General features: G+C 57.6%; 15 protein-coding genes. 8 read left to right on the top strand and 7 right to left on the bottom strand.

The annotated features are described in order from the left end of the window. Nucleotides 1–28: 28 nt before the first annotated feature. The 3 genes from prfB (at nt 29) to AC2FIB_RS14380 (ending at nt 3,557) form a co-directional block, all read left to right on the top strand. Nucleotides 29–1,156 carry a peptide chain release factor 2 gene (gene prfB, locus AC2FIB_RS14390; protein ID WP_058277539.1) on the top strand — a complete coding sequence of 376 codons (1,128 nt, stop codon included), beginning with the start codon at nt 29–31 and terminating at the stop codon, nt 1,154–1,156. Nucleotides 1,157–1,346: 190 nt separating this feature from the next. Next, the gene (locus tag AC2FIB_RS14385) at nt 1,347–2,741 is read left to right on the top strand and encodes an amidase (RefSeq protein ID WP_496735801.1); all 1,395 of its coding nucleotides are present in this window, start codon (nt 1,347–1,349) and stop codon (nt 2,739–2,741) included. Nucleotides 2,742–2,774: 33 nt separating this feature from the next. After that, a complete protein-coding gene (locus AC2FIB_RS14380) occupies nt 2,775–3,557 on the top strand; it encodes a DUF2189 domain-containing protein (RefSeq protein WP_496735799.1) in 783 nt (260 codons plus the stop codon). Nucleotides 3,558–3,562: 5 nt separating this feature from the next. Here AC2FIB_RS14380 and AC2FIB_RS14375 read toward each other — a convergent pair whose 3' ends face one another. From AC2FIB_RS14375 to AC2FIB_RS14365, 3 genes are all read right to left on the bottom strand, one after another. After that, nucleotides 3,563–4,297, bottom strand: coding sequence for a helix-turn-helix domain-containing protein (locus AC2FIB_RS14375; protein ID WP_282169383.1), 735 nt, complete (start codon nt 4,295–4,297; stop codon nt 3,563–3,565). A gap of 289 nt (nt 4,298–4,586) precedes the next feature. Continuing rightward, the gene (ilvN, locus tag AC2FIB_RS14370) at nt 4,587–5,147 is read right to left on the bottom strand and encodes an acetolactate synthase small subunit (protein ID WP_108860398.1); all 561 of its coding nucleotides are present in this window, start codon (nt 5,145–5,147) and stop codon (nt 4,587–4,589) included. Nucleotides 5,148–5,213: 66 nt separating this feature from the next. Further along, nucleotides 5,214–6,965, bottom strand: a complete 1,752-nt coding sequence (locus AC2FIB_RS14365) for an acetolactate synthase 3 large subunit (protein WP_282120496.1) — start codon at nt 6,963–6,965, stop codon at nt 5,214–5,216. A gap of 423 nt (nt 6,966–7,388) precedes the next feature. On the opposite strand from AC2FIB_RS14365, the gene AC2FIB_RS14360 reads away from it, so the two are divergent. Both AC2FIB_RS14360 and AC2FIB_RS14355 read left to right on the top strand, forming a co-directional pair. Continuing rightward, a complete protein-coding gene (locus tag AC2FIB_RS14360; RefSeq protein ID WP_496735796.1) occupies nt 7,389–8,234 on the top strand; it encodes a HalD/BesD family halogenase in 846 nt (281 codons plus the stop codon). Nucleotides 8,235–8,282: 48 nt separating this feature from the next. After that, nucleotides 8,283–8,666: a bleomycin resistance protein gene (locus AC2FIB_RS14355; protein ID WP_496735794.1), complete on the top strand. Its 384-nt coding sequence runs from the start codon at nt 8,283–8,285 to the stop codon at nt 8,664–8,666. Between the two features lie 83 nt (nt 8,667–8,749). Here AC2FIB_RS14355 and AC2FIB_RS14350 read toward each other — a convergent pair whose 3' ends face one another. Continuing rightward, the gene (locus AC2FIB_RS14350; protein WP_058277545.1) at nt 8,750–9,397 is read right to left on the bottom strand and encodes a response regulator transcription factor; all 648 of its coding nucleotides are present in this window, start codon (nt 9,395–9,397) and stop codon (nt 8,750–8,752) included. Beyond that, complete coding sequence (locus AC2FIB_RS14345; protein ID WP_282169385.1) at nt 9,394–10,827, bottom strand: cache domain-containing protein; 1,434 nt, start codon at nt 10,825–10,827, stop codon at nt 9,394–9,396. The genes AC2FIB_RS14350 and AC2FIB_RS14345 overlap by 4 nt, the downstream gene beginning before the upstream one ends. A 248-nt stretch (nt 10,828–11,075) precedes the next feature. Here AC2FIB_RS14345 and AC2FIB_RS14340 point away from each other — a divergent pair, with 248 nt between their 5' ends. The 3 genes from AC2FIB_RS14340 to AC2FIB_RS14330 all read left to right on the top strand — a co-directional run bounded on the left by AC2FIB_RS14340 (nt 11,076) and on the right by AC2FIB_RS14330 (nt 15,578). Next, nucleotides 11,076–12,158 (top strand): TRAP transporter substrate-binding protein, encoded by a 1,083-nt coding sequence (locus AC2FIB_RS14340; protein ID WP_058277547.1) that lies wholly within the window; start codon nt 11,076–11,078, stop codon nt 12,156–12,158. 121 nt (nt 12,159–12,279) lie between these two features. Beyond that, complete coding sequence (locus AC2FIB_RS14335) at nt 12,280–13,206, top strand: TRAP transporter small permease subunit (protein WP_496735790.1); 927 nt, start codon at nt 12,280–12,282, stop codon at nt 13,204–13,206. A gap of 17 nt (nt 13,207–13,223) precedes the next feature. Beyond that, nucleotides 13,224–15,578 carry a TRAP transporter large permease subunit gene (locus AC2FIB_RS14330; protein WP_109311367.1) on the top strand — a complete coding sequence of 785 codons (2,355 nt, stop codon included), beginning with the start codon at nt 13,224–13,226 and terminating at the stop codon, nt 15,576–15,578. A gap of 135 nt (nt 15,579–15,713) precedes the next feature. On the opposite strand, the gene AC2FIB_RS14325 is transcribed toward AC2FIB_RS14330, so the two are convergent. Both AC2FIB_RS14325 and AC2FIB_RS14320 read right to left on the bottom strand, forming a co-directional pair. Then, on the bottom strand, nt 15,714–16,103 hold the full coding sequence (locus AC2FIB_RS14325; RefSeq protein ID WP_496735788.1) for a VOC family protein: 390 nt from the start codon (nt 16,101–16,103) through the stop codon (nt 15,714–15,716). Between the two features lie 6 nt (nt 16,104–16,109). After that, nucleotides 16,110–16,934: an arginyltransferase gene (locus AC2FIB_RS14320; RefSeq protein ID WP_496842286.1), complete on the bottom strand. Its 825-nt coding sequence runs from the start codon at nt 16,932–16,934 to the stop codon at nt 16,110–16,112. Nucleotides 16,935–17,004: the final 70 nt, after the last annotated feature.

Raw genomic sequence — 17,004 nt, 5'->3', positions numbered from 1 at the left:
GCCTGATTGAGCAAGTTGGGACAAGACCATGCGCGCCGAAACCCAGAACACCGTGGCGGAAATCGAAAAGTCACTGGAGCTGCTGGCGCAGCGTATGGACTATGAGACCGCCCCTCATCGTCTTGAGGAATTCAATGCGCGCGTCGAGGATCCCAACCTATGGGACAACCCCGAGAACGCGCAGAAACTGATGCGCGAGCGTCAGATGTTGGTGGATGCCATTGAGACCTACGAATCCATCAAGACCGATCTGAGCGACAATATCGAGCTGATCGAACTTGGTGAGATGGAAGAGGACGAAGAGGTCGTCACCGACGCCGAAGACGCCATCCAGAAATTGGGGGCGAAGGCCGCCAAGAAAGAGCTTGAGGCGCTGCTGGATGGCGAGGCCGACGGCAACGACACTTTCCTTGAAATCAACTCGGGCGCCGGTGGCACCGAAAGCTGTGACTGGGCCTCGATGCTGGCGCGGATGTATGTCCGCTGGGCTGAGAAGAAGGGCTACACTGTCGAGCTGCAGTCCGAGACTGCGGGCGAAGAGGCGGGCATCAAATCCGCCGCCTACAAGATTTCGGGTCACAACGCCTATGGCTGGCTGAAATCCGAAAGCGGCGTGCATCGTCTGGTGCGTATTTCGCCATTTGACTCGGCAGCCAAGCGGCACACTTCGTTCAGTTCGGTCTGGGTCTATCCGGTGGTCGATGACAATATCGAGATTGAGGTGAACCCGTCCGAAATTCGCATCGACACATATCGGTCTTCGGGCGCGGGTGGTCAGCACGTGAACACCACGGACTCGGCGGTTCGAATTACGCACATTCCGACAGGGATCGTCGTGACCAGTTCTGAAAAGTCGCAACACCAGAACCGCGATATTGCCATGAAGGCCCTGAAATCGCGCCTGTATCAGCAGGAATTGGACCGTCGCAACGCGGACATTAACGCGGCACATGAGGCCAAAGGTGATGCGGGCTGGGGCAACCAGATCCGGTCTTATGTTTTGCAACCTTATCAGATGGTCAAGGATCTGCGCACCAACCATGAGACGTCTGACACCAAAGGTGTTCTGGATGGCGATCTGGATGGGTTCATGGCTGCCACCCTTGCGATGGATGTGGCGGGCAAGAGCCGCTCCGAGGCGCAAGGCGACGGCTGAGACGCCGCCAGGGGGCACTGCCCCCGTCTCCGCAGGCGGAGACTCCCCCGGGATGATTTTGGCCAGATGTAGCGGATCCGTGCACCGCGGTGTGCGTGGTAAAAGATATATGTAAAACACGGGTTTAAATGGGGTTGCGGCCTCGCTAGGCTGATCGCGACTTGGTAACACTGAATGCGATGGGTCCCGGATGGATTTAAGTCAGACAACCGCAACTGCCTTGTTGGCGGCGCTTTCGGCCCGGCGTCTCTTAGCCGCTGATCTGATGCGTGAAACCTTGGATCGCATTGCGGCGGTCAACCCGCCTCTGAATGCGATTGTTGCGCTGCGCGATGAAGAGGCGCTGATAGCCGAGGCGCGTGCGCTGGATGCGGGACCAGTGACAGGCCCGTTGCATGGGCTGCCGATCGCGGTCAAAGATCTGGTGAATGTCGCCGGAGTGGTGTCGTCGCAGGGATCACCGCTGTATCGCGATCATGTACCCGAACAGGACGATCTGATAGCCGCACGGATGCGGGCGGCCGGCGCAATCCTGATCGGTAAAACAAATACGCCAGAGTTCGGCTTGGGCTCGCACACGTTCAATCCCGTTTATGGCGCCACACGTAACCCGTATGATCACTCTAAGTCATGCGGTGGATCATCGGGTGGGGCAGCGGTTGCGCTGGCCACCGGGATGGTGGCGCTGGCGGACGGCTCTGACATGATGGGCAGTCTGCGCAATCCGGCGGCCTGGAACAATGTCTATGGGTTTCGCCCAAGTTGGGGACGTGTGCCGCCTGAACCGGTGGGCGACGTATTCCTTCACCAACTGTCCACGCTTGGCCCAATGGCACGAGCCCCGGAAGATCTGGGTGTGTTGTTGGACGTGATTTCAGGGCCGGACCCGCGGCATCCTGCAACCCCGCACAATGCTGCAGTGTCCCCAGTCCAGGCGGCCGATCTGGCCGGTATGCGGATCGGCTGGCTGGGCGACTGGGGCGGAGCGTTCCCGTTTGAGGATGGTATTTTGGACCTGTGCCGGGATGCGCTGTCCGTTTTCGTACAGCTGGGGGCGCAGGTTGAAGCTGTTGCGCCGCCCTTTGATGCGGAACGCATATTCGAAAGCTGGTCGACCTTACGATCCTGGAGCGTGGCGGCAAGTCTGGCCCCGCAGTCTGAACAGCGGGCGCAGTTGAAGGATACGGCGCAATGGGAGCTTGACCAGGGGCAAGCCTTGGCGGCGATGCAGGTGCATCAGGCAAGTGTTGTACGATCGGATTGGTTCCGGCGCGCGGCTGAACTGTTCGAAGGATTTGATGCGTTGATCCTGCCGTCTACTCAAGTCTGGCCGTTTGAACTTGAGCTCCCGTATCCCACCGAGATTGCCGGTAAAAGCATGGATACCTATCACCGCTGGATGCAGGTCATGATTCCAGTCAGCTTGATTGGCTTGCCGTGTCTGTCGGTGCCGGTAGGGTTTGGGGCAGGCGGGTTGCCGATGGGCATGCAGGTCTTTGGCCCGCGCGGCGCGGATGCGAGTGTATTGTCAATCGGGGCCGCGTATCACGACGCGACCGGGTGGCCACAAAACCGACCGGCTTGAGGAGAGCGCCGGAAACAGGAGGAGAGACAGAGCATGGAAAAACCCTTTGGGGTTCCGGAAATGGGACCTGTGGATACCGGTATGCTAGGCGAGGCATTGCGCCGTGCCTGGGCTGATTTTCGTCGTGCACCAGTTTTTGGCCTGTTGTTCGGTGGGTTCTATGTGCTGGCAGGCTGTGCCATGGCCTGGATCACGGTGCAGACGCAGACGTCATACTGGCTCGTGCTGGCCACCATAGGATTCCCATTGCTTGGCCCCTTTGCAGCGGTGGGGTTGTATGAGGTGTCTCACCGGCTGGAACAGGGCGACCCCTTGAAGTTCAGAGAGGTTTTTGGCGTGATCCTGCAGCAGAGCCGTCGGCAATTGCCGTCCATCTGCGCGATCATCGTGGTGATTTTCCTGTTCTGGTTTTTCTTGGGTCACATGATATTTGCTCTGTTCATGGGGTTGTCGACCATGACCAACGTCTCAAGTTCGCTTGAGATTTTCAGGACGCCCAATGGCCTGACAATGCTGGCTATCGGAAGCATCGTGGGGGCCATTTTCGCGCTTATTCTATACATGATCACCGTCCTTTCGATCCCGATGTTGCTGGACCGGGAACTGGACTTCGTGACCGCGATGATTGCCAGTTTCAGTTATGTCCGGTCGAACCCTAAGATCATGCTGGGGTGGGGTGTGTTCGTGGCCGTTGTGACGTTTGTGGCCATGATTCCGTGGTTTTTGGGGCTATTGATCGTATTGCCGTTGCTGGGGCATGCCAGTTGGCACCTGTACCGCCTGATAACTTTGGCAGGGGCCGGGAAAGACGCCTGAAAGACTTATGCGGCGCTTTGCTTGAACCGTTTGGCAGCGCGCGCCGCAGGCAGAGCAGCCTTGGCCTGAGTGCCCAGGTAGTTCAGCGAGATCCGGCGCATTGTGGTCGCCTGAGCGTTGGTTTTGGACAGGCAAATTGCAATACCGCGCCACCGCTCGGAGTTTTCTTCAGCACCGCGGGTCACAAGGTAGATGCGACTGTTTTGGGCCGCACGGCTGGACATAAGGATAAAAATCTGGCGCCCGGCGCAAGCAGCAATACCCTGCACCTCACGTCTGGTGGTGTCGGCCGGTATCCCGTCATTTTCGGGCTCATAGCTGCGCACCAGCGTGCATTGCGGCAAACGGCGCGTGTGGATCAGCCGGTGCCTGGTCGCAGGAGATCCGTCCAGTCCCGTTTCTGTCGCGTAATAAAAGCCGGCCGGCAGCAGGTTTTCGGTTAGCGTAGAAGGGCCGGACCCCAGGAATTCAGTCAGGGCCGAAGCAGCTGGATGTTCCGGAGGCGTTTCAATTTCCTCCAAAGGCCGCAACAGGATACGGGCGTCGACCTCAAAAAACCGGCACATGCGATCCAGAACATCGGGGCGGGGAAAGCTTTCACCCGCCAGATACCTGTTAAATTGGGTCCTGTTGATGCCCAGTTGGCGGCACAGTTCGGACACGGACGAATATTGCCGCGACAATTGTCGCAGATTGGCACCGAACATTCGGCGCAATTCATCAGGACTGCGGATACTCATGGTCATTTCTGTCCCAGGTTCCAGAGTGTCATTCCAAAAAGTGCGACGCACCCGACCTTTTGGCCGTTCGTGCATTCTCAATCGTACTGGTGACCCTAGCTGGCGCATCCCAACACCACGCTACACCTCCGAAGTTAACGTTGGGGCAGGCAAACGCAATAGGCTTTACATCAATTTGTATGATCTTTTTGGGTGGCCATGTTCATAGGCAACATACCGTTGCATTGACTGAATATGTCCTGAGACTGCGCCTCGCCCCGGTGTCAAAAGGGGGGGCGAGGCGAAAAAGTCAGTCGCCGCGTAACAGGGCGGCCACGCCGGTGCGCGCAATCTCAACAAGGCCCAGCGGGCGCATCAGATCGGCAAAGGCGTCGATTTTGTCAGGGGCACCGGTGAGTTCAAATATGAACGAATTCAACGTGCTATCGACGACGCTGGCGCGAAAGATATCGGCCAGACGCAGCGCCTCGACCCGCTTGTCGCCCGCGCCGACAACTTTGATGATCGCCAGTTCCCGCTCGACCGAGGGGCCTTCGACAGTCAGGTCGTGAACCTCGTGTACCGGAACGATACGGCCCAATTGGGCTTTGATCTGTTCGATCACCTGAGGGGTGCCGGTGGTGACGATGGTAATCCGGCTCAGGTGGCCAGTGTGATCCACCTCGGCGACGGTCAGGCTTTCGATGTTGTAACCCCGACCCGAGAACAACCCGATCACGCGAGCCAGGACACCCGGTTCGTTTTCAACCAGAACCGCAATCGTGTGACGCTCCTGCACGTCCGAGAACGTGGGGCGTAGGTTATAGGCGGAATGGCGCGTTGCACCTTTTTTGATATGTAGGGCAGACATTTATGTCCCTTTCATAATCCTGTGATGGTCGGGTGCGGTGCACCCGACAAAATCCGTCAAATTGTGTCAGACCAGAACCGAGCCTTTGGAATCGATCACGCCCTGCGTTTCAGCCTCGCCCAACAGCATTTCGTTGTGCGCCTTGCCCGACGGGATCATGGGGAAGCAGTTCTCGTGCTTTTCGACCAGACAATCAAAGATCACCGGACCGTCATAGTTGATCATCTCCATGATGGCGTCATCCAGATCGGCCGGATCGGAACACAGGATGCCCTTGGCCCCAAAGGCCTCGGCGAGTTTGACGAAATCGGGCAGGGCCTCGGACCAGGAATGCGAGTACCGCTCGCCATGCAGCAGTTCCTGCCACTGACGAACCATGCCAAGGCGTTCGTTGTTCAGAATGAATTGTTTCACCGGCAGGCGATACTGTGCGGCGGTGCCCATTTCCTGCATGTTCATCAGCCACGAGGCCTCGCCCGCGACGTTGATGACCAGCGCGTCAGGGTGCGCCATCTGCACACCGATGGAGGCCGGGAAGCCATAGCCCATCGTGCCCAGACCGCCCGAGGTCATCCAGCGGTTCGGATCTTCGAACCCCAGATACTGCGCGGCCCACATCTGGTGCTGACCGACCTCGGTGGTGATGTAACGGTCGTGCTTTTTGGTCAGCTCTTCCAGCCGTTCAAGCGCGTATTGCGGTTTGATCGTCTTTTCGCTGTTGGTGTAGGCCAGACAGTTCACTTTGCGCCATTCGGTGATCTGATCCTGCCACTTGGCAACCGACGCCTCATCTGTCTTGCGGCCACGCGCTTTCCAGACCTTCAGGATATCCTCCAGCACATGTGCAACATCGCCAACAATCGGGATGTCCACGCGGATCACCTTGTTGATCGAGGACGGGTCGATGTCGATATGCGCCTTTTTCGAGTTGGGCGAGAACGCGTCGATCCGCCCGGTGATCCGGTCGTCGAACCGCGCACCGATGTTGATCATCAGGTCGCAGTCATGCATTGCCAGATTCGCCTCGTAGAGACCATGCATGCCCAGCATGCCCAGCCAGTTTTTGCCCGACGCCGGGTAGGCGCCCAGACCCATCAGGGTCGAGGTGATCGGGAAGCCGGTCGCATCGACCAGTTCGCGCAGCAACTGGCTGGCCGCCGTGCCGGAATTAATAACGCCGCCGCCGGTGTAAAAGACGGGTTTCTTGGCGGTCTCAATTGCGGCCACCAGTTCGGTGATCTCTTCCAGATCGCCTTTCAGAACCGGCTGATAATGCGAGGTCGAGGGCTTGGGCGCGCTATACTCGCCCGAGGCGAACTGAACGTCCTTGGGGATATCGACCAGAACCGGACCAGGGCGGCCTGAGGTGGCGACATGGAATGCCTCGTGCATCGTGTCGGACAGCGAGTCCGTATCCTTGACCAGCCAGTTATGCTTGGTGCAGGGGCGGGTGATGCCGACGGTATCGGCTTCCTGGAACGCGTCCGAGCCGATCATAAACGTCGGAACCTGTCCGGTCAGAACCACAATCGGGATCGAATCCAGCAGCGCATCCGTCAGGCCGGTCACGGCATTTGTCGCGCCGGGGCCAGAGGTCACAAGGGCAACGCCGGGCTTGCCGGTCGAGCGGGCATAGCCTTCGGCTGCGTGAACCGCGCCTTGTTCATGCCGCACCAGAATGTGACGAATATCGTTTTGCAGAAAAATCTCATCATAGATCGGTAGCACAGCACCGCCGGGGTATCCGAATACCGTGTCCACGCCCTGATCCTTGAGGGCCTGAACTACCATCTTTGCGCCGGTCATCTCACGTGTCATCTGCTTTGCTCCGTTCGCGACATGTGTCTTGCGTTTGACAAAAAAAAAGCCCCCGAGATTTTCGGAGGCGCATGGGTTCGATTATGGTTTACCGTTACCGGCCCATGCGCGTGGTTCCTACGATTACGACTAGCGTTCTCATCGCCAGAGGCTCCTTCTTTGCGTGCAGGGACATTATGAGCCGGGGCAAGGGGCGTCAACAGGCTTTTGCACCAATTTTCTAACTCTGAGGGTGAATTTTGCGACATTTTATTGCGCAGATTGACGCATGTAGGGAACATTCAGGAAAAATACCCCCTTTCACCTCCAAATTTCTGCCTTGAGGGTAGTCAAAAAGCGGCATCGCGATGTCCGAAACAAGCATGATGAGTAGTTTTGACTGCGGCACGCTGAGAGTGACCGAACAAGGAAGGGAGGCGGAGGATGATCCATGATCTCGTTGATCTGGGGCGGTATCCGATCGATTGCCCGGACTCGCGCGCATATGAACGACTGATCGGTGATCTGCGCCGCGAGTTGGATCAGGACGGCTGCGCCGTTTTACCCGGTTTTATCCACCCCGAAGGTTTGGCGCAGCTATTGAAAGAAGCGGATGCCGTGGCCGACCGGGCGCACCGCTCTTTCAACCGCACCAACGCTTATTTCTCAAAGGACGATCCCCGGTTGGACCCGAATCACCCAATACGCAGATTCTATGACCGGTCGAACGCCTTCGTTCCGGCAGACAACTTTCCCAAATCGGGTCCACTGCGCCGAATCTATGAGTTCGAGGGCTTCTTGCCGTTCATACGCGATGGGCTGGATGAGCCGGAGGATCGGTTCTTTCGCTATGACGACCCGCTGGCGGATGTGATCGTCAACGTGGTCGAAGAAGGGCAGGGCTTTCCCTGGCATTTTGATACCAACAACTACACCGTGACACTGGCCATCCAGAATGGCGAGGTGGGTGGGGCCTTTGAATACGTGCCGAACTTGCGCAGCACCGAATACGAGAATTTCTCGTCCGTGGCTTCGGTGCTGGATGGAAACCGGGCACTGGTCAGGACGTTGGAGCTGCAGCCCGGGGACCTGCAGGTTTTCAAGGGCAGGTACGCGCTGCACCGAGTCGCGCCGGTCAAAGGGGCGCGCAGCCGATATGTCGGCATCTTTTCCTTTGTCGAAGCCGAAGGCATGTGTGGCGGGGTTGAGCGTACCCAACAGCTGTATGGGCGGGTTCTGCCGCATCATCACCAGCGTGCTGGATTGCGCAAGGATCAGTTGTTGGATTGACCGGTCGCGGGTTACAATCGAGAGCAGGGGCTACCGTCGGAGGGGCACATGCCGGAATTGCTACAGCTCACGCCATTTGTTCTGTGTTCGTCACTGCAAAAGCAGATTGATTTCTATTGCGATCGATTGGGATTTACTTGCGGTTTCAGGCAGGACAATTATGCCTTCTTGTCGCGTGGCAAGGTCGCCATTCGCTTGCTTGAATGCCCGCCGCGCGATGATGGTTGTGCCTTGGGGGATGATCAGTCCTTTTACATCGATGTGGCCGGGATTGATGATCTGTATGAAACCCTCAAGGTAGGGTTGGCTGATTTACCAGAGGGGCGCGTGCGTCCGCCTTTCAATCAGCCGTATCAACAACGCGAGTTTCACGTCCTGGATGAGGATGGAACACTGGTGTTTTTTGGTGAGGACAATCGGCCAAGGCCCTGAAATCAAGCGCTCTCGCCCGTCATCGATGCGCCTTTGGCGCACCTCCTCTGGTTGGGCCGGGCAGCGCGTTCCACGCTGCGGGGTCAGAAGCCGGGGCTTGTGCCTTGTAGTACGCCATGTTCAAGCGCGTAGCGGGTCAGGCCAGCGGTGGATGAAATCCCAAGTTTGCGCCGGATGTTCTTGCGGTGCGTTTCAACGGTTCGAACCGAGATATCCAATGCTGCGGCGACTTCCTTGTTGGATTTGCCCTGCGCCAATTCCAGCAGAATTGTCTGTTCGCGCCCGGTCAATGCCTCGCGGGCGCTATCGCCTTTGGGCTGAAGCGATCCACTGGCTCCGGTGCACAAGTACTGCTCACCACGCATCACTGCGTCGATAGCCTGTTTGATCTCGTCCGTCGGCACGTCCTTGAGCACGTATCCGCTGGCGCCGTGGCTCAGCGCGGTCGAGATGTATTCGGGGCTGTCATGCATGGACAGGATCAGGATGCGTGTCCGGGGCAGGCGTTCCAGAATGATCTCGGTCGCGCTAAGGCCGCCTAAACCGGGCATGTTCAGGTCCATCAGGATCACGTCGGGCGCAAGATCGGTCGCCTGATCCACGGCCTCTTGCCCGCTGCCCAAGGTCCCGACCACCTCGATCTCATCATAGCTTTCAAGGATCGACTGAATCCCTTCGGCGACCATGGGGTGGTCGTCAACGATAAGAACCCGGATTGTCTGATCGCTCATGTACCAGCCTTTCGGTTAGGCGTTGCGTCCTCTTGCGGCGGCAGCATGTGGCTCAGAGGCAGGCTGACCTCGATCACTGTGCCGCTGCGTGGGGCGCGTGATGACAGAATGCGCAGCGATCCGTCAAGCTGTTCGATGCGTTCCTGCATGTTGCGCAGGCCGATACCGGGGTTGGCGGGATCAGGTGTGGTGCGTAACCCACGGCCATTGTCGGTGATCCGCATTGTCGCGCCTTTCTTGTGGCCGCGCAGGTCAATTGTAACACGAGTCGCCCCGGAATGACGCTCGATATTGGTCAGAGCCTCTTGGGCGATGCGATACAGAGCGATCTTGCTGTCCTGGTCCAGCCGGTTGCGGAACACCACTGTCGAGAATTCGGTTTCGATCCCGGTGCGTTCACAGAAATCGTCGGTCAGCGCCTTGAGGGCAGGGCCAAGGCCCAGATCGTCCAGCACGCCGGGCCGCAGGTCGCGGCTGATGCGGCGGACTTCTGTAATAGCCGCGCCCAGTGTGTCGATGCCCTTTTCCAGAGGTGCCTGTGCCCCGGCATCGTCACCGCGAGACAGGCGACGGCGGGCATTGTCCAGCGCATAGCGGACACCGACGAGGATCTGGCTGATACCGTCATGCAATTCGCGCGCCACGCGCCCACGCTCTTCCTCTTGCGCATCAAAAACCCGCTGCGTCAGTTCTTTAAGTTTGGCATCTGCCAGGCGGCGCTCGCGGACGTTCAGCAACATGCCCGAGGTGAAGACAACCAACACTGCGGCAAGAACAATTGCGCCGATGTAAGAGAAAGTCCGTTGCACTCGGGCCTCGACCTCGGCCCGAGCGTTGGCGACTGTCGCGACGATGTCGTCGATGAAAACTCCTGTGCCGACAGCCCACCGCCAATCCTGCAGGCCGACCACATAGGCGATCATTTGCGCCTCTTCGCCTGTCGAAGGTTTTTGCCACATGAAACTGTGCCAGCCAGCACCTTGACGGGCCAGGCTGATAAATTCGTCCACAACAGGAGTGCCGTCGCTATCGGTCAGCCCCTCCCAGTTCCGGTTGATGAATTCGGTCTGGCGCGGGCTGACGAGATTGTTGCCGTCATAGTCATAGACAAAAAAGAACCCGTCCTTGCCGTAGATCATCGCTGACAGGATTTGCGTCACAAGGTTCTGTGCCACCTTGTCTTCAGTCGATGCGCGCCCATAGATATAGGCAAACCCGTTTCGAGCCTGCGTGACATAGTTCTTAAGTTCTTCTTTCTTGGCTTCAATCAGTCGCCGCTCAAGCGCTTCAATTTCACGTTCGGCGGTTGCCCGGGATTCATGAACCACGAAGAACGCAATCGCGGCCACTGCGACGACCAGAGGGATCGCCGCCACAAGCGACAATTTCTGGCCGTAGGTCAGTGAAATCAGATTACGGAATCCCCTCATAGGCGAATCGATACGCAAGCAGGCGGCAAATTGCAAAATTTTTGGTGAATTGGCGCATATGAGTGGGCCGGCGCGCAGAATTATTTTGCATTTGTCACGGTTTGCACCCGGGAAAACGCCAAAAACGCGATCCCCTACGTAGTACTAGGTATTCACATTCAGATCTTGGTCATTAGGCTGACGCGCACTTAAAACGACTACGCCCGGCAATTGCCCGGGTTTTGAATATGTAGGGGAGGAACACTCATATGGATCGTCGTTCATTTCTAAAAACATCTGCTCTGGGCGGCTCGGCAGCTGCAGCCACCACGCTGGCGGCACCGGCATATGCGCAGGGCAAGCGCACGCTGACCATGGTAACCTCGTGGGGTCGCGGCCTGGCTGGTGTTTTTGATAGCGCACAGCGCTGCGCCGACAGCATCACCACAATGTCGGACGGTAACCTGACCGTTGACATCAAAGCTGCCGGTGAACTGGTTGGCGCATTCGAAGTCTTTGACGCGGTATCGTCGGGGCAGGCCGACATGTATCACGCGGCGGATTATTACTTTGTTGGCCAGCACCCGGGCTATGCGTTCTTCACCGCTGTTCCGTTCGGCATGACCGCTCAGGAAATGGTGAACTGGTACTATCAGGACGGCGGCATGGAGCTGCATGACGAGCTGGGCCAGATCTTTGGTCTGAAATCGTTCCTGGCAGGTAACACCGGCGCGCAAGCGGGTGGCTGGTACTCGAAAGAGATCAACGGTCCAGAAGACTTCCAGGGTCTGAAATTCCGTATGCCTGGTTTGGGCGGTCAAGCTCTGGGTAAACTGGGCGCGTCCGTGCAGAACATTCCGGGTTCGGAAGTGTATCAGGCGCTGTCGTCCGGCGCGATCGACGGTACCGAGTGGATCGGTCCGTGGGCGGACGAAAAGGCCGGTTTCCAGGAAATCACCAAGGTCTACTACACCGCCGGTTTCCACGAGCCGAATGCAGGCCTGTCGCTGGCAACCAACCGCGACGTCTTCGAAAGCCTGACACCTGCGCAGCAGAAGATCATTGAGATCGCGGCGGCTGAATGCCACCAGTGGAACTTGGCACAATTCCTGGCCAATAACGGTGCGGCCCTGCAGCGTCTGCAATCAGGTGGCGTCAAGGTCATGGAATTCCCCGACAGCGTTTGGGATGCGTTCGGTCAAGCCAGCCAAGAAGTGCTGGACGAAAACATGGGCGACGAGCTGTTCAAGAAAATCCACGACAGCCACATGGCGTCGTCGGCATCGTCGGCCGGCTGGCAGGACCTGTCGTCGGGTGTTTACACAACACAGCGTAACCGCGTCCGCGGCTAAACGTTTTCCAAACGATCAATTGGTTTTCCCGCCTTCGCGGGGAAACCTTTCTCTGTTGCGTATGCGCGGACCCATCAAACCGCTATGATCAGCAGTGCAACTGATACGACCTGGGGACAACATGCAGGACGAAAACGGTATCTCGTTCTTCGGCGCCCTGTGGAACGGACTTGTGTGGTTCGTTCAAAACATTGCCGAAGCCTTCTATAATTTCGGATACGCCATAACGCATCCGCAACTCTGGCTGAACTGGTCGGACAAAGAAGCCATCATGCGCTTTGTCTACTATGGCGGCTCGGTCGAGTTCTTCTTTGTGGTTTTCACCCTCTTTCTGGTTCTGACGGCCATCGGGCTGTACTACCGGAATTTCATGTGGGGGATGGTGCGGGGCCTGGAAGGGTTCGCCAACACCACCGGGCGCTTCTTTGCATGGGCCGGTTTGCTGATGGTCATTCAGCAGATCGTTATCGTTTTCATGCAACGCGTGTTTACCCGCCCGGATATGTCCTTTGGTCTGGGTATCCCGTTTCAAATGGATATCAGTTGGTTCGCCGAAGAGCTGAAGCTTTATAACGCGATGGTCGTCTGCCTGTGTTGCACCTACACATTTGTGCAGGGCGGCCATGTCCGTGTTGATCTGATTTATGCCGGCATCAGCCACCGCGCCAAGCGTGTGGTGGACATGTTGGGCGCGCTTTTGTTCATGATGCCGATGGCCGTGCTGACGTGGATGTATGGCTGGTATTTCATGTGGCGGCACCTGATCGTACCGAAACCGTCGGCCAGTGACACGCTGGATCGTCTGGTGATGAAATCCCGTGCGTTGCGCTGGAACATCGAAACCATCGGGTTCAGCCCAAATGGGTTCAACGGATACTTCCTGTTCAAGATCCTGCTGATTGCATTTGCCGGAATGGTGTTCCTGCACGCAATCGCATTCCTGTATCGCTCGTATCTGGAATACGTCGAAGGACCGAACAGCGTTGGAAAATACCTCGACAAGGACAGCCTTGGCGAGGGTGAAGAAGCCTACGAAGGCGCACATTAGGGACGGAGACCCAGACTATGTTATTCGGACTTGATGGCGTCGAGATAGGCCTCATTATCGTATTCTTCTGCCTCTTTGGGGGCATCCTTTCTGGCTTTCCGGTGGCCTTTGCCATCGGCGGGGCCGGTATCATCTCATTCGGTATCATCGCGGCGCTGGATAGTGCCGGGCTGTTAATACACCAGGCCATTGATACCAGTTCCCAAGCATACCGAGACCTTGTGAATTCGGGCGTCAAACCGGACACGGTGTCGGTGTTCCGCTTCCCGGATTTACCAAGGATCGCCGAGCCGGTGTTTGTGCAAGGCTGGGAAACCGCGCTGGATCGCAACGTGTCGTTCATCGTGAACCGCATGAACGAACGCGTTCTGGCGGGTCAGTCTATTGAGACCCTGCTGGCCGTGTTGATGTTCGTTCTGATGGGCATCACGCTGGAACGCTCCAAGATCGCAAACGATCTGCTGACCACAATGGCGCGCGTCTTTGGGCCATTGCCGGGTGGTCTGGCCGTGTCGATCGTGGTCGTGGGTGCATTCCTAGCGGCCTCGACCGGGATTGTCGGCGCGACCGTGGTAACCATGGGCCTGCTGGCGCTGCCGACCATGTTGCGCAACAACTACTCGCCTGAACTGGCGACGGGTGTAATTGCGGCATCGGGCACGTTGGGACAGATCATTCCGCCGTCCATCGTAATCGTTCTGTTGGGCACCTTGGCGGGTGATCTCTATTCAACCGCGCAGGAAACGCGCGCTCAGGACGCTGGTTGTACCGATGCGCTGACCTATCTGGGGGAACCGGCTGTGGTATCGGTCGGGACGCTGTTCCAGGCTGCCTTGTTGCCGGGGATCATGCTGGCCTTGCTCTATGCGCTGTATGCCTTTGGCTATGCGCTGCTGAACCCTGAGAAAGCACCGGCGGTGCCAATGTCGGGTGGCAGTGGTGAGCCGATCACGCGCAGTGAAGGCCTGACCTGGTTGCTTGGTGCACCTGTCGCCCTGATCGTTGGCGCAGTCCTGCTGGGCAGCTCGGGGGTCATTGGCAGCCAGAACATCAACGTCTCGGCGTTTTCAGACATCGGTGCGGGCGCGTCGCTGCGCACCAATGTTTCCGAGCAGTGCAAGGTGTCGATGATCGAGTTGCACGGACAATCCGCCTGGGATCAGGCCGTGTCCGAGCAGGAAACGATTGACGCCGCAGGTGGTGTCGCCAACGCCGAACGACTGAGCGAAGAGGCGCTGGTCGAGGCGCGCGAGGCCAAGATCGCCGCTGCGGCGCCGATTGGTACTGGTGTTGCGGTTATTGTGGTTCTGCTGGGTCTGACACTGGTCATGGGCCGCGGCATTGCGCCGTCCAAACCGACGCAGCCGTTGATTTTGGGCGCTATCGGTCTGCTGTTGATGTTACTGGTTGATGTTTTGTTGATTGCACCAACAACGTCTTCGGGATTGACCTTCGTCCTTCTGGCTCTGCCCTTTGCCTTGGCAATGTACGGCTGCAAGGAGGCGGCAGCCCGGTGTGCCACGAATGATTTGATCCGGGTGGTCTTTCCGCCATTGGTTCTGATTATCGCGGTGCTAGGATCAATTCTGGGCGGTGTGACCAACCCGACACCAGCGGCCGCGTTGGGAGCGGGCGGAGCGATCATGCTGGCAGCCTATCGCAAGCTGCAGGACCAAGAGCGCTCGGGCAAGGTGATCATCTGGGCCACTTTTGCCGTGATCATTGCGCTGCTGATGGGCGTGAACTTTGATCTACGCATCAATCAGAGCAATGTGAACTTTGAGACCTGGGTCGCCTTCATAATTGCTTACGGTGCTTATCTGTATGCCCTGTTCGGTCTGTTGTTTGGGTGCTGGGTTTTGTTCACCAGCGGGGTTCTGACGCCTGTTGTGCGTGAGACGGCCAAGGTGACCTCGATGGTGTTCACCATCCTGATCGGATCGCAACTGCTGAACCTGGTGGTGATCTCGTTCGGGGGTGAGCACTATATTCAGCAGTTCCTGCGCAGCTTTGACAACGAGTTCACGGTCTTCCTGATCGTGATGCTGGTGCTGTTCATTCTGGGCTTCGTGCTGGATTTCCTCGAGATCATCTACATCGTGATCCCCATCGTGGGACCGGTGATTTATGGTGGCTCGTTCGATCCGAAATGGGTGACGATCATGGTGGCGGTGAACCTTCAGACGTCGTTCCTTACGCCGCCGTTTGGGTTTGCGCTATTCTACTTACGAGGCGTCGCGCCCAAAGAAGTCACGACAGGCCACATCTACCGTGGGATCATTCCGTTCGTGATCATTCAGGTGGTCGGGATTGCGATCCTGTGGTTCTTCCCGTCGATCGTGACCATTGTTCCGGATCTGATCCCGAATTGATGCGACGTTCATAACCAAATTGAAAAGGGGGCCTTTAGGCCCCCTTTGCTTTGGTGTTTAGGGGAAGGCGCGCTGCCCCTTCTTGGTCTGCGACCAATTCACCCCCGGGATATTTTTTGCCAGATGAAGTGCGGATCAGGTGAATTGGATCAGGTCCCAGCGATTGCCGAACGGGTCGCGCCAGACGGCGACGGTACCATAGGGCTCATTGCGTGGGTCTTCTTCGAAATGGACGCCTGCAGTGACCATTGCGTTGTGGTCACGTTGGAAATCATCCGTTTGAAGGAAAAAGCCGACACGCCCGCCGGTTTGGTTTCCAACGGCAGCGGTCTGGCTTGGGCCATCTGCCTTGGCCAGCAGCAGGGATGCGTCGCCTGAACCCGGCGGGGCAACCCGGACCCAGCGTTTGCCACCGCTGAGATCAACATCCTGCAGCAGGGTGAAACTGAGTGTTTGAGTATAAAAGGCGATCGCCTGGTCGTAGTCCGGCACCACGAGGGTGACGGCGAAAAGACTTTGGGTCATGGGATATCAGCCTTTGGTAGGGTGGCGGTCGGGCAGTTGGATGCTGGCAACCTGTTCCGCGATTGGTGCGGTGGACAAAGGGTGGCGGCTGGAATCCGTCAGTTCAGATGGGTTGTTTACGCTGATCCATTCGCCCTGGTAATAGGCCTCAAGCCCTGAGAAGCGCGCTTTGTAACCCATCTTGGGGCTGCCCGGCACCCAGTATCCGAGGTAGACATATGGCAACCCGGCTTCGCGCGCGATGTCGATGTGATCGAGGATCATATACGTGCCCAGCGAGTTCTGCGGTTGCTGCGGAGTATAAAACGAGTAGACCATGCTGAGGCCGTCATCCAGGACATCCGTCAGGCTGACGCCGATCAGATCTCCGGTACTTGGGTCGCCATATTCCACTACCCGACTGCGGATCGGAGTTTCTTCGATCATCGCGGCGAATTCCAAAACGTCCATATCTGCCATTCCACCATCCGCGTGGCGGGTATCCAAGTAGCGGCGGAAGAGTTCGTATTGCTCATCCGTGGCCCAGGGTGAGTTCGCCCTGCGTTGCAGGTACGCGTTGCGTTTGGCCGCGCGTTTCTGACTTTTGCTTGGGCGGAATGCCGTCACGTCGATCCTGGCCGACAGACAGGCCGCGCAATCAGAGCAGGACGGGCGGTACAACACGTTTTGCGATCGGCGAAACCCTTGTTGGGACAATGAGTTATTCAGCTGATCCGCACCTTCCCCCTGAAGGGCGGTGAACAATTTACGCTCCATCCTGCCCTCAAGGTAAGGGCAAGGCTGTGGGGCCGTCACATAGAATTGTGGCGCGATTGGCAGCGTGTGTCGCATGAACGTTCCGTGTTTCCTTGGACCGGATGATAACAACCGATCCTAAAACCGCCAAGTGATTCACGTCGTT

The organism is Ruegeria sp. YTSA072 (assembly GCF_059610285.1).
Note: the sequence above shows the minus strand (reverse complement) of the source record. Positions and strands in the feature narration are given on the sequence as shown.